This is a genomic window from Microbacterium maritypicum (assembly GCF_041529975.1).
Lineage (GTDB): Bacteria > Actinomycetota > Actinomycetes > Actinomycetales > Microbacteriaceae > Microbacterium.
This window is the reverse complement of sequence record NZ_CP168030.1, coordinates 1,562,904-1,576,336: the sequence shown is the minus strand read 5'-3', so window position 1 is coordinate 1,576,336 and position 13,433 is coordinate 1,562,904. Positions and strand designations below refer to the sequence as shown.

General features: G+C 69.2%; 10 protein-coding genes. 2 read left to right on the top strand and 8 right to left on the bottom strand.

Annotated elements, in window-relative coordinates:
* Positions 1-94 precede the first annotated feature (94 nt).
* The 6 genes from ACCO44_RS07720 to gabT form a co-directional block, all read right to left on the bottom strand.
* On the bottom strand, positions 95-1,459 hold the full coding sequence (locus ACCO44_RS07720) for an NAD-dependent succinate-semialdehyde dehydrogenase (protein WP_372469150.1): 1,365 nt from the start codon (positions 1,457-1,459) through the stop codon (positions 95-97).
* Positions 1,460-1,484: 25 nt separating this feature from the next.
* Entirely contained in the window at positions 1,485-2,951 is a 1,467-nt protein-coding gene (locus ACCO44_RS07715) for an NAD-dependent succinate-semialdehyde dehydrogenase (protein WP_105710399.1), read from the bottom strand.
* 22 nt (positions 2,952-2,973) lie between these two features.
* Positions 2,974-4,521: an APC family permease gene (locus tag ACCO44_RS07710; protein WP_105710400.1), complete on the bottom strand. Its 1,548-nt coding sequence runs from the start codon at positions 4,519-4,521 to the stop codon at positions 2,974-2,976.
* Complete coding sequence (locus ACCO44_RS07705; protein ID WP_372469149.1) at positions 4,521-5,405, bottom strand: universal stress protein; 885 nt, start codon at positions 5,403-5,405, stop codon at positions 4,521-4,523. The genes ACCO44_RS07710 and ACCO44_RS07705 overlap by 1 nt, the downstream gene beginning before the upstream one ends.
* Complete coding sequence (locus tag ACCO44_RS07700; RefSeq protein WP_372469148.1) at positions 5,405-6,787, bottom strand: flavin monoamine oxidase family protein; 1,383 nt, start codon at positions 6,785-6,787, stop codon at positions 5,405-5,407. Before ACCO44_RS07700 ends, ACCO44_RS07705 begins: the two co-directional genes overlap by 1 nt.
* A 79-nt stretch (positions 6,788-6,866) precedes the next feature.
* Entirely contained in the window at positions 6,867-8,228 is a 1,362-nt protein-coding gene (gene gabT / locus ACCO44_RS07695; protein ID WP_372469147.1) for a 4-aminobutyrate--2-oxoglutarate transaminase, read from the bottom strand.
* A 97-nt stretch (positions 8,229-8,325) separates the two neighbouring features.
* Between gabT and ACCO44_RS07690 the strand changes: the two genes are divergently transcribed.
* A complete protein-coding gene (locus ACCO44_RS07690; RefSeq protein ID WP_372469146.1) occupies positions 8,326-9,840 on the top strand; it encodes a PucR family transcriptional regulator in 1,515 nt (504 codons plus the stop codon).
* 443 nt (positions 9,841-10,283) lie between these two features.
* Here the strand turns inward: ACCO44_RS07690 and ACCO44_RS07685 are convergent, their stop codons facing one another.
* A complete protein-coding gene (locus ACCO44_RS07685) occupies positions 10,284-10,928 on the bottom strand; it encodes a response regulator transcription factor (RefSeq protein WP_029260981.1) in 645 nt (214 codons plus the stop codon).
* A gap of 281 nt (positions 10,929-11,209) precedes the next feature.
* Here ACCO44_RS07685 and ACCO44_RS07680 point away from each other — a divergent pair, with 281 nt between their 5' ends.
* Positions 11,210-12,925 (top strand): GAF domain-containing protein, encoded by a 1,716-nt coding sequence (locus ACCO44_RS07680; protein ID WP_372469145.1) that lies wholly within the window; start codon positions 11,210-11,212, stop codon positions 12,923-12,925.
* Positions 12,926-12,952: 27 nt separating this feature from the next.
* Here the strand turns inward: ACCO44_RS07680 and ACCO44_RS07675 are convergent, their stop codons facing one another.
* The gene (locus ACCO44_RS07675) at positions 12,953-13,426 is read right to left on the bottom strand and encodes a hypothetical protein (protein ID WP_105710405.1); all 474 of its coding nucleotides are present in this window, start codon (positions 13,424-13,426) and stop codon (positions 12,953-12,955) included.
* Positions 13,427-13,433 lie beyond the last annotated feature (7 nt).

Here is a 13,433-nt window from a genome sequence, read left to right as displayed (position 1 = left end):
GAAGGAGATCTCACGGTGTGAAGGAGTGGATGCGGCATCCGCTCCTTCATTCCGCGAGATCTCCTTCCGGGCGCGAGCCCCCGACCTGCTCGCGTCAGCCGATGCGGATCAGCTTCTTGTTCACGAACTCGTCGGCGGCCAGGTGGCCCAGCTCGCGGGCCGTGCCGCTGCGCTTGACGCCACCGAAAGGCAGCTCGGGGCTGTCTGCCAGCACGAGGTTGACGTAGACCATGCCCGCCTCGATCTTGTCGGCGACGCGCTCGGCCTGTTCGGCATCCGTCGTGAAGACGTAGGAGCCGAGGCCGAAGGTGGTGTCGTTCGCGAGCTCGACCGCCGCGTCCTCGTCGGCCACGCGGTAGACGACGGCTGCGGGACCGAAGAGTTCCTCGCGGTACACGTTCATCTCGGGCGTCACGTCGGTGAGCACGGTCGGCGCGAAGAATGCTCCGTCGCGGGTGCCGCCGGTGAGCAGCGTCGCGCCCTGCTCGACGGCCTGATCGATCTGCTTCTGCAGGTTCTCGGCCGCGGCTTCGGAGGCCACCGGTCCGAGGACCGTGTCGTCGAGCGTCGGATCCGTCGCCTCGACAGCGGCCATCTTCTCCGTGAACTTCTCGACGAACGCGTCGTACAGCCCGTCGACGATGATGAAACGCTTGGCGCCGTTGCACGCCTGACCGTTGTTGTCGAGGCGTGCGTCGACGCCGGCCTGCACCGTCGCGTCGAGGTCGTCTGTCGAGAGCACGATGAACGGGTCGGACCCGCCCAGCTCGAGGGCGACCTTCTTGAGGTTGCGACCGGCGATCTCGGCGACGGCGGCCCCGGCACGCTCGGACCCGGTGAGCGAGACGCCCTGCACGCGCGGGTCGGCGATCATCGTCGCGATCTGCTCGTTCGTGGCGAGCACGTTCTGGTAGGCACCCTTCGGGAAGCCGGCATCGTGGTAGATCGCCTCGATCGCGGACGAGGACTCCGGGCACTGCGGCGCGGGCTTGAGCAGGATCGTGTTGCCCACGATCAGGTTCGGAGCCGCGAAGCGCACGATCTGGTACGCCGGGAAGTTCCACGGCATGATGCCGACGAGCGGGCCGAGCGAGGAGCGGCGGATGATGGCCGACCCCTCCCCCAGGATCGCGATCGGCTGGTCGGCCATGATCGACTCCGCCTGGTCGGCGTAGTACTCGGCGATGTCGGCGGCGAAGTCGACCTCCCCGAGGGCGGCCTCGCGGGGCTTGCCCATCTCGCGCACGAAGATGTCGGCGAGCTCCTCCCGACGCTCGCGGTGCAGCTCGGCCGCGCGGCGGACGAGGGCTGAACGCTCAGCGACGGTCGACGAACGGGACCACTCGCGGTGGGCCTCGTCGGCGGCGGCGACCGCCTCCTCGATCTGAGCGTCGGTGAAGGTGTCGAAGGACGCCAGCGTCTCTCCGGTGGCGGGGTTGATGACGGCGTAGTCGGTCATGTTCTCTCCTCCTCTGGCTGCTCGGTCAGGAGACCGGGATCAGCGTGTACTTGGTGGACAGGTACTCGTGGATGCCCTCGAATCCGCCCTCGCGTCCGACGCCGGACTGCTTCACTCCGCCGAAGGGTGCGGCGGCGTTGGAGACGACGCCCACGTTGAGACCCATCATGCCGGTCTCGAGCTTGTCGATCATCCGCTGGCCGCGCTGCAGGTTCTCGGTGAACACGTACGAGACGAGCCCGTACTCGGTGTCGTTCGCCAGGTGTACGGCCTCGTCCTCGGTCTCGAAGGTCGCGATCGCGAGCACCGGGCCGAAGATCTCCTCGCGGAGGATCGCGCTGCCGGCGACGACGTCGGTGAGCACGGTGGGCTCGTAGAACGTGCCGGTGCCCTCGACGGCCTTGCCACCGGCGAGCAGAGTCGCACCGCGACCGACGGCCTCGTCGACGAGCTCGCCCGCCTTGGCGACGGCATCCGCGTCGATGAGCGGTCCGATCGCCACACCTTCCTCGGTACCGCGACCGATCTTCATGCCGTTGACGCGCTCGGTGACACGCTTGGCGAACTCACCCGCGACGTCCTTGTGCACGATGAAGCGGTTGGCTGCGGTGCAGGCCTGGCCGATGTTGCGGAACTTCGCGGCGAGTGCACCCTCCACCGCCTTGTCCAGGTCGGCGTCGTCGAACACCACGAACGGCGCGTTGCCGCCGAGCTCCATCGACACCCGCAGCACGCCCTCGGCCGCCTGGGCGATGAGCTTGCGCCCCACCTCGGTCGATCCGGTGAAGGAGAGCTTGCGCAGCCGCGGGTCGGCGATGATCGGTGCCGACAGCGCGCTGGACTTCGACGTCTGCACGACGTTGACGACGCCCGCCGGGAGCCCTGCCTTCTCGAGCAGCGAGACGAAGAAGATCGTCGTCAAGGGAGTCAGCGCCGGGGGCTTGATGACGACCGTGCACCCGGCCGCGAGTGCCGGAGCGATCTTGCGGGTGGCCATCGCGAAGGGGAAGTTCCACGGCGTCACGAAGAACGACGGTCCGACCGGACGCTGCGACACGACCATGTGGCCGGTGCCCTCGGGGTTGATGCCGTAGCGACCGCTGATGCGCACGGCCTCCTCGCTGAACCAGCGCAGGAACTCGCCGCCGTAGACGACCTCGCCACGGGCCTCGGCGAGGGGCTTGCCCATCTCGAGCGTCATGAGCAGCGCCAGGTCCTCCTTGTGCTCCTGCACGAGGTCGAACGCCGTGCGGAGGATCTCGCTGCGCACGCGCGGGGCGGTGGCCGCCCACTCGTCCTGAGCGGCGACCGCGGCGTCGAGAGCACGGATGCCGTCGGCCGGCGTCGCGTCGGCGATCGTCCGGATCACCGTGCCGGTCGCCGGGTCCTGCACGTCGAAGGTGCCGCCGGTCTCGCCGTCGATCCACTGCCCGCCGATGAAGAGGCCGGTGGGGATGCTGTCGAGGAGCGCCTGTTCGGTCTGAGTGCTCATGATTCTCTTTCTGTGAGGAGGGCTATGCGCGCTTGCGTCGGCTGGGCGGTGCGTCGATGCCCAGCGTCTCGCCGCGGAAGAAGGCGGGCCGGCGGACCGCGTTCCAGATCATGACCGCGATGCCGACGACGATGATCAGCATCCCGAGGATGAAGACGATGCCGACCCCGCCGATCTGCGATCCGGAACCGTATTCCGGGTCCATCGAGTCGATCAGCGTCGTGAAGAACAGCACCGCGAGGATCGCGCCACCGACGAGCGGGAAGAGGAACGTGAAGAAGACGTTCCGCGTCGAGTCGAACCACTGCTTGCGGAAGTACCACACGCACGCGAACGCGGTGATCCCGTAGTAGAAGCAGATCATCATGCCGAGCGTGAGGATCGTGTCCCACAGCGTGTCTTCGCTGACGACGCGCATCACGGCGTAGAACGCGGAGGCCACGATCGCCGAGATGATGGTCGCGTACCCCGGCGTGAAGAAGCGGGGGCTGACCTTCGCGAACGCCTTCGGCAGTGCGCCGTAGTGCCCCATGGCCAGCAGTGTGCGCGCCGGGCCCACGAACGTGGACTGCAGCGACGACGCGGAGCTGGTCAGAACGGCCAGCGACACCAGGAACGCGAGCGGCCCCAGGATCGGGCCGGAGAGGTGGAAGAACACGTTCTCCTGGATGTCCGCGTTGCCGAGCCCCAGCGCCCCGGTGCCGACGCCGGCGAACATGATCATCGCGACCGCGAGCAGCAGGTACAGCGACACGATCGTGAGCACCGTGACGGTGGCCGCGCGACCCGGTGTCCTCTCCGGATCCTTGGTCTCCTCGTTCATGGTGAGGGTGACATCCCAGCCCCAGAAGATGAAGATCGAGAGGGAGAGGCCCGCGGCGACCGCGCTGAAGGAGGAGATCGCGAACGGGTTGAACCAGTTCAGGTCGAACGGCTGGTAGTCGAAGCCGTTGCCGTTCACCGCCTGCACGATGGCCGCGACGGCGAAGAACACCAGCACCAGGATCTGGAAGCTGACGAGCCAGTACTGCAGCTTCTGCGTCGTCTGCATGTCGCGATACGAGATCCACGTCGCACCGAGCATGAACAGCAGGCAGACACCGATGTTGATCCAGGTGACACCGGCGAGGTCGCCGATCTCCGGGTTCCCGGTGATCTGCGACAGCAGCAGGAAGAGGAAGTCGACCGCGACGCCGGCGAGGTTCGACAGCACCAGGATCGTCGCGACGACCAGACCCCAGCCGGCCATCCAGCCGACCCACGGTCCGAACGCTCGGGCCGCCCAGGTGAACGACGTGCCGGAGTCCGGCATCCGATTGTTGAGCTCGCGGTAGCCGAAGGCGACGAGGAGCATCGGGATGAAGCCGACGAGGATGATGGCCGGGATCTGCGCCCCGACCTCGGATGCCGTGGGGCCGACGGCGGCGGTGAAGGTGTACGCGGGGGCGATGCACGAGATGCCGATCACGACCGCGCCGATCAGGCCGACCGTTCCGGCGCTCAGGCCTTTGGTGGAGATGCCGGTCGTGACACCGGATTCGGGCTCCGTCGCCCGGTTCGTGCTGCTCATCAGCGGTCTCCTGCTTCGTTGCGGGTACGCGGGACGACGATCATGGGAACGGGCAGTTCGTGCAGCATCTTCGCTGCCGTGGAGCCCAGGAACAGACGACGCGGTTGCGCCAGCCTGCTGGAGCCGACCAGGACGACCTCGCCGGGAAGCCAGGAGAGATGGGCGACGGCGTCTTCGACCGAGTCGCCCGGTGCCCTCTCGACCGCGGCCGTGCGACCGTCCGGCAGCAACTCCGCGGCGACGGCGAGCACCTCCTGTCCGTGGGTGTCGCCGACCGTGCGGATCGCTCCGGTGTCGAGTCCGGGGGGAACGTCGAACGGAACGAGGGATACGAGCCGGAGGTCGACACCGCTGTCTCCGGCGAGCGCGACGGCCTCGTCGAGGAGGGCGTCGGCACCGGGTCGGGATCCGACGGCGACCGTCACGCGCGGCAGGACGTGATCGTCCTGCTGGGCGGCGCCCACGGGCGCGAGCGCCACCGGAATGGTCGACGAGTGCAGCAGCTCGGAGGCGACGCTGCCGAGACGGTGGCGTCCGAAGATGCCGCCCCCGGCCGCGCCGATCACGATCACCCTGGCGCCGAATTCCTCGCCGGCGGCGATCAGGCCCTCGGCGAACGATTCGGAGAAGCGCACGTGACCGCTGCGGGTCAGCTCCTGCGGGAGCCGGACCACGGCGTCTTTGAGCCACTGCCGCGCCTGCGCCTTGACGTGCTCCTCGTACGCGCGCTCCGGTGGGACTGCCGCGCTGCGCGTGCCCTCGTTCGGCAGCACGATCACCAGGTGCAGGGTCGCACCGAGGCTGCGAGCGAGCCGGGCGCCGAGTGCCGCGGCATCCGCTCCCGCGTCCGTCGCCGTGTATCCGACGACGACCGAGCCGGTCATCAGCTGCCGCTCTCGACAGCGCCGGCGTCGCGACTCGCGTCGACGATGTTCGATGCGACGAGGTGGCCCATGCGGATCGCCCCGTCGACGTGCTGGTACCCGGCGCCGGCCATGTCGCTGCACGCGAAGTGGATCGGGCCGACCGCCGTGCGGAGGTCCGCGCCGTAGCGGTGCAGGCCCCCCATGTCGAAGCTCGCGGCGTAGGCGCCGCGCGTCCACTCCTCGCTGCCCCAGTCGCTCTCGTAGTATACGACCGGGTTCTTGGCCTCGGGTCCGTAGTAGTGCGACAGCGACTCGAGGATGCGCTCCTTGCGCTCCTCGGCCGACAGCTCGAACACGCCGTCGGCGTTGGCGTCGGAGACGAAGCCGACCAGGGTGCCGCGCTCGTCGCCGTGGTTGGTGTTGTCATAAGCCTCGTGCGAGAGCTCGTACGGGCTGAAGGCGGTGCCGCTGAGGCCCTGCTCGCGCCAGAACGGCCGGTCGTACACGGCGTGCACCTTGATGACGAAGCCCATCGACAGGTGTTGGTGCAGCTGATGCTGTCGGCGCGGCAGCGGAGGGTCGAACGCGATGCGGCTGTAGAGCACCGGCGCGTGCGCGAGGATCGCGTGGCGGGCGCGCACCGTGTGCTGATCGGTGGTGGCGACGACACCCGTGTCGGACCATTCGAGGCCGCGCACTGGCTGGTTCAGCAGCACGTCGTCGCCCAGGCGCTCAGCGAGGCGCAGCGGAACCTGCTGCAGACCGCCGACCACTCGCTTGTCGAGGATGAAGTCGGCGTCGACGAGGTTCGAGTAGGAACCTGCGGACGCGGCCATCAGCAGCGACTGCAGCAGTGAGAAGGAGTGAGTGGGCTTGGTGAGCATCGCGGAACCGGTGGCGAAGGCCAGGTTGCGCACGGCCTCGTCGTCGTCGGTCTGCGAGCGCAGCCAGGCGTCCCAGGTGATCGTGTCCCAGTCCTCGGCGCTGGGGTGGGCCCAGGGACGGTCCGGGTCGATCTCGGCGACCAGTGCGTCGAGGATCTCGGTGACCCTGGCGATCTCGGCCTCGGTCTCGGGCGCCACCGGGAACATCTCGCCCGTGAAGCGGTGTGCCTTCCCGTCGGGGCCGACATAGACGCTGTCGCCTTCACGGTAGCGGCTGTAGGTCTCGAGCCCCAGCTCCTCGATCGTGTCCTTGAGCGCGTCCTGGTCGGGCGACACCCACTGGCCGCCGATCTCGAGCATGGCGCCCTCGATCACGTCGGTCCACAGGCGCCCGCCGACGCGGTCACGGGCCTCCAGCACGGCGACCGAGAGGCCGGCCTTGCGGAGGTCGTTCGCCGCCGTGAGCCCTGCGGCTCCGGCACCGATGATCAGTACGTCGCGTGTGATCTCAGCCATCTGCAACTCCTTCGTTGGGTGAAACAGTGCCGGTCGCGACCCGAAATCCCCCGATCGGGGTCGCGACCGGACAGGGGTGTCAGGCCGCGGCGAGCGCCGCAGCGACGATGTCGAGTCCTTCGTTCAGCAGATCGTCGCCGATCGAGAGCGGGGGAAGGAAGCGGATGACGTTCCCGTAGGTTCCGCAGGTGAGGACGACGACGCCCTGGGCGATGCACGCCTTCGCGACGGCGGCCGTGAGAGCGGCATCCGGGGCCTGGGTCTCGGGGTCGACGAACTCGGCGGCGATCATCGCACCGTGGCCGCGGACGTCGCCGACGCGCGGGTCGTTCTGCTGGATCGCGGTGAGACGCTGCGTGAGGGTCGCCCCGATCTCACGGGCACGCTCGATCACGCCGTCGTTCTCGAACACATCGATCGAGGCGAGGGCGGCAGCGCAGGCGATCGGGTTGCCGCCGTAGGTACCTCCGAGGCCGCCGGAGTGCGAGGCGTCCACGATCTCGGCGCGACCGGTGACGGCCGCGAGCGGGAGACCGCCGGCGATGCCCTTGGCCGTGGTGATCAGGTCGGGCTCGATGCCGAAGATCTCGCTCGCGAACATGTGCCCGGTGCGGGCGAATCCGGTCTGCACCTCGTCCGCGATGAAGACGACGCCGTTCGCGCGGCACCAGTCGACGATCGCCGGCAGGAAACCGTCGGCCGGGACGATGAAGCCGCCCTCGCCCTGGATCGGCTCGATGATGACCGCGGCGAGGTTGTCGGCGCCGATCTGCTTCTCGAGCTGGAGGATGACGCGGGCCGCGGCCTCGTTTCCGTCGAGCCCATCGCGGAACGGGTACGACATCGGAGCGCGGTACACCTCCGGGGCGAACGGACCGAAGCCGCTCTTGTACGGCATCGACTTGGCGGTGAGCGCCATGGTCAGGTTCGTGCGGCCGTGGTAGCCGTGATCGAAGGCGACGACCGCCTGACGTCCGGTGTGCTTGCGGGCGATCTTGATCGCGTTCTCGACGGCCTCCGCACCCGAGTTGAACAGGGCACTCTTCTTCGCGAAGTCGCCGGGGGTGACGCGGTTGAGGGCCTCGGCGACGCCGACGTACGACTCGTAGGGCGAGATCATGAAGCAGGTGTGCGTGAACTGCGCGGCCTGCGCGGCCACGGCTGCGGCGACCTTGGGGTGCGCGTTGCCGACCGTGGTCACGGCGATACCGGAGCCGAGGTCGATGAGCGAGTTGCCGTCCGCGTCGACGATCACTCCGCCGCCGGCTGCCACGGCCGCGATCGGCACGGTGTGCCCCACACCGGCCGCGACGGCATCCGCCTTGCGTGCGAGGATCTCGGCCGAGCGAGGTCCGGGGAGGTCCGTGACCAGGCGACGCTCCTGCGGGAGGTCGGGTCCGCCGAGAGGGACTGCGGGGGCTGCGGTGTCGAGGAGTGCCATGTTCGCGAGCGTACGGCGGCAACGGAGGCCGCCGCACTAGCCAACTTGTACAATCTAGGCGAAGAGTTCGCCCGACTGTACAGCGGAAAGGTTCCTCATGGCCGCCACCGAACCGGAGCAGCCGACTCTGCGGGCGCTGCTGCGCCGTCGGGACCTCGGGCTCGCACTCGTACCGCTTGAGGAGGACCTGCCCGAGGGTGCTCTCGACCGCCCGCTGCGTTGGGTGCACAGTTCCGACCTCGCAGACCCGACCCCCTTCCTCTCCGAGGACCTGGCATTGCTGACCACGGGTACGCAGTTCGACCGGGCGATCGATATCGACACCTACGTGGGACGCCTCGCCGACCGGGGCGTCCTCGGGCTCGGCTTCGGCACCGAGGTCCATCGATCGGGCATTCCGGAGGAGCTCGTCGCCTCGTGCGCCACACACGGGATGCCGCTGTTCGCGGTGCCGTATCGCACGCCGTTCATCGCTGTGGCCCGCGCCCACTCCGAGGCGATCGCCGCTCAGGCGTACGCCCGGCGATCCTGGGCGCTCGACACCCAGCGCGCCCTCGCCCTCGCAGCTCTCCGCCCCAGCGGGCTCGAGGCGACCATCGCGGAACTCGGACGACGCCTCGACGTCTGGGCGGGGATGTTCGATGCCGCGGGCGCGGTCGTCGCCGCCCACCCGCGCGACCGCCTCCATGCCGAGCTACTCGACGCCCTGAGCGGGCGGGTGATGGAGATCCTCACGCGCGGATTGGAAGCGAGTCAGTCGCTCCCCCTCGGCGAGCACGCGTTCATGCTGTTCACCGTGGGCCGCGGAGGGCATCTGCGAGGGGTGATCGCGCTGGCACTCGATGCGCTCGATCCCGAAGCCCGGTCGGTCGTGACGTCGGTGATCGCGATGGCAGGGCTCGCGATGGAGCAGAGCGAGCAGCTCGCACGGAGCCGGCGGCGCCTGCACGCCCAGCTCCTCGGCTCCCTGCTCGCCGACGATCCCACGCTGGCGAGGAGAGTGCTCGGCGGCCTGCCCCCCGCTCCGGTGATCGTGGCCGTCGCCGCGGATGCCCCGGCCGGTCCGCTGGGCGAATGGTGGGAGCGGCATCGCTCCGAGCACGGCACTCCCGTCTTCCTCGCCGAATCCGAGGACGGCGTGACCATGTGCGTCTCCGCCGGCGAGGAAGCACTGCTCGACGAGGTCGCCACGCGCTTCGGCATCCGCATCGGCGTCTCCGATCCCGACGGGTACGACTCGTTCGCCCGGGCGCACGCGCAAGCACTGACGGCTCTTCGCCAGCAGGGAACACACGGGGCGGCACGATACTCCGAGACGGTGGGCTCCAGCATCCTCACCGCGCTGGCGACCGATGAGGCCCGCCTGGTCGCGGAGTCACGTCTCGCGCCGCTGCGCGAGCACGATGCCCGCACCGGCGCCGAGCTGGAGCGCTCGTTGCGCACCTGGCTGGAGCACGATGCCAAGGCGGAATCCGCGGCGACGGCACTCGGCGTGCATCGGCACACCCTGCGGTCCCGCATCGCTCAGGCCGGAGGCCTGCTCGACATCGACCTCTCGACTTTTCCCGCACGGGCTGAACTGTGGACCCTCCTGCAGACGGCACGGGACTGACTTCGCGCGACTCGCGGACGACCAGCGAGGGGCGGGTGGCCTGCCCGCCCCTCGCTGCCCGAACAGCTCCCCACAGCCATCCGTTCATCCGTGGACCGCTCCCACAGCCGTCCACGTCCCCCGGACGGCGCCCCCGCCATCCGCAACCCCGGACAGCCGTCCGCGCAGCTCCCACAGCCACCCGCACAGCCCCGCAACCGCTCGGACGGCTCCCCCGGCCACCCACGCAGTCCCCATCACCGGGCGAACGCCCCCATCGTCGTTCGCTCCGCCCTCCACCCCTCGCGCCCGAAGTCCCACGGCGTCGCTGTGCATCGCAATGCTCACCGTCTCGTCCCTTCGCCTGACTCCAGATCGTCCTCTGCCACCCTCACTCAGAAGACAGCAGCGCTCTAGGGCCCTTCGTCCCTCGGCCTCCCGCCGGGAGGATCCTCGTCCGCGCGTCAGCCTTCGTCGTGCATCCGCGAGAGTTCGAAGACCGCCGCCTGCGTCCGGTGGGTGAAACCCAGCTTCCCGAGCATCGAGGTGACGTAGTTCTTGACCGTCTTCTCAGCGAGACCGAGCCGGTCCGCGATCTGACGGTTCGTCAGGGCGTCGGCGATGAGAGCGAGGATCTGCCGTTCGCGCATGGTCAAGGACGCGAACCGGGGATCAGCGGAATCAGCCGACCCCGAGGCGACCTGGCCCGTCGCCCGACGCACCGTGGCGGGATCGAGCAGCCGACGTCCGGCAGCGACGGCACGCACCGCTTCGGGAAGGTCCGCAGCGCGCACCGTCTTGAGCAGATGCCCGTCCGCCCCCGCCATCACGGCCGCGATCACCGCGTCGTCGTCGTCGTAGGCCGTGAGGATCAGGCACCGCATCCCCGGATGCTTCTGCCGGATCGCCCGGCACAGGTCGATTCCGCTGCCGTCCGGCAGGTGCACATCGAGGACCACGACATCGGGAAGAGTGGCCGCGATCCGCCTCGTCGCCTCCCGGTAGCCCCCCGCCTCACCGACGACATCGAGATCCGGGGTGGCCTGGATCACAGCGGCGACACCCCTGCGCACCATCTCATGGTCGTCGACCAGGAACACTGAGGTCATGCCCGCACTCTCCCGTTCCTGCCTGCTCGCCCGCCCGGTCTGCCCAGGCACGTCTCTCGCACCGTAACGGGCGTTTCGCGGCCTCGGCCGGGACCATGGTCCCCGCTCGATCGGGAAAGCGGGCCTCCGGCAGCGGGAGTCCTGCCGGCGACGCGCCTGCCATATACCGGCTGAGCGTTGCAGACGGGTCGGTCTCCGGGGAAGGTGGAGGGATGCAGGACAGATGCCGACAGACGCATATTACGCCCGGCCCCCAGCAGGACGACGGGGACGACGCTCCCGTGACACGCGCACCTCGGCTCCTCGCCACCCGCCGCCAGCTCCGCGGTCTCGTCGACTTCTCGCCGGACGCGTCGGACCAACTCGACGCCGACAGGATTCTCACACGCATCGTCCGAGCTGCCGCCGACCTCATCCAAGCCCGATACGGCGCGCTGATCGTGATCGACGCGGCCGGCGCTGTCGAGCGATTCATCCACGTGGGCATCGACCAGCGAAGTGCGGCCACGATCGCCGATCCGCCCGAGCCGGGGACCCTGTTCCGCGCGGTGGTCGACAGCGGACGCACGATCCGTCTGAACCAGATGAGCGATGACCCTCGGTCCGCGGGTTTCCCCCCGCATCACCCTGCCATGGAGGGGTTCCTCGGGGTCCCGGTCCGAAGCCACGGCGAGGTGTGCGGCGTCCTCGTGCTGTCGAATCGGCGAACCGGTGTCTTCACGCTCGAGGATGAGGAGCTCATCGAGTCGATGGCCGCGACCGCGGGAATCACCATCCACAACGCCCGCGCGGCCGAAGAGGCTCGTCGCCAGCAGCGACTGAATCGAGCGCTCTCGGACGTGAGCGCCGTGCTCCTGACCCCTCAGCGCGAGGACATCCTCGACGTCATGGCCGAGCGCGTCACTCACGTGGTCGCCTGCGACCTGGTGACGATCGTCGTCCACGTGGATGCCGACCGTCTCCGCATCGACGCCGCCCGCGGACCGCTGTCCGCCGCATACGAACACGGGGTCCTCCCGGCGGCGAGCTCGGTCGCCGCGCACGCCATCGCCAGCGGAAGGGTGGTGAGCGGAAGCCTCACCGATGAGGACACCCACGCCAGCCTGGCCGGAGACCAGGATGCCGCAGGGCCCACGGTGGCCGTCCCCCTGGTGGCTGCCGGGCATGCGATCGGGGCGCTGTGCGTCACGCGAGTGGCATCCGGCAGCGACTTCTCCCCGAGCGAGATCGACGCGATCTCCGATTTCGTCGCCCAGGCGGGTCTCGCGACCTCACTCGCCTGGGCTCGAGAGGATCGGCAGCACCTCGACATCATCGAAGAGCGCAACCGCATCGCCCGCGACCTGCATGACAACGTCATCCAGCGGCTGTTCGCGACGGGGATGAGCCTGCAGGCGTTCGCTGCCACCGACCCCGCCCACGCCGAAGAACTCGAGCAGCACGTCGCGGAGATCGACGCGGCCATCACCGACATCCGCTCCGGGATATTCTCGCTCCGCACGCGCCGGGTGAAGAGAAAAGACCGTCCTGTGCGCCGGCGCGCGCTCGACGTGATCACCGAACTCACTCCCGCGCTGCCGTCCGCGCCGACGATCACCTTCGTGGGGCCGGTCGATCCGGTCGTCACCGGGAAGCTCGCGGATGACGTCATCGCCGTCATCCGCGAGGCGCTCGCCAACGTCGCCCACCATGCCCAGGCCAGCACCTGCGCCGTCACGGTCGCCGTCTCGGAGAGAGAGGTCATCGTCTCGGTGCAGGACGACGGTGACGGGATCGCGGAGTCCCTCGGCGACCCCGGAGGGACCGAGAACCTCGCCGAACGTGCGGCGCTGCATGGCGGCACCTTCACACTGGATCAGCGGACGGAGCGCGGAACCACGGCACGCTGGAGCGTCCCCCGCACCGTGCTGTCCGACGAGGGGCCTCCTCCGACGGGGCGTCGCCGCAGTGACGGCGGCACCCGGCACGAACTGCCGCGCGGCACCTCGTCGGAGTGAGCATCCGCTGCGGTCGGGGCCGACCGCTCACACGGTGCACGAGGGTCGGCAGTGCGACATCACGTAAGCCATGAAGTCCGTCATGAATCCGGAGATGCCCTGATCCCTCACGGCCGGGTCGGTACTCCTGATCGCGGGCGCCCATGTCGCGGAGAATGCGGGAGAGACGGTGAGGAACTGCGCGGCGACGGCCGCCATCGCGTCGGCCTGCGCCTGTGTGGACACAGTGATGCCGAGCTCGGCGATCAGTTCGGGGTGCGCATCGGCGAGGGCTCCGCGTCCCGTCATGACAAGGAGCAGCAGCTCCAGGTCGGTCGACGACGCGAGGCGAGGATCGAGGTCGGCCTCGTCGCCCGCGGCCTGCAGCCCGGCGCTCGTCGCAGCCGCAGCTTCGGGCGCGGAGTAGCCGGTGGCGCCATGGGCCGATGACACACCTGTCAGCGACAGGGTGAGTGCCACGACGGCGGACGTGAAGAAAGCGGTCTTCTTGCGGGCGAGCATGGGTTTT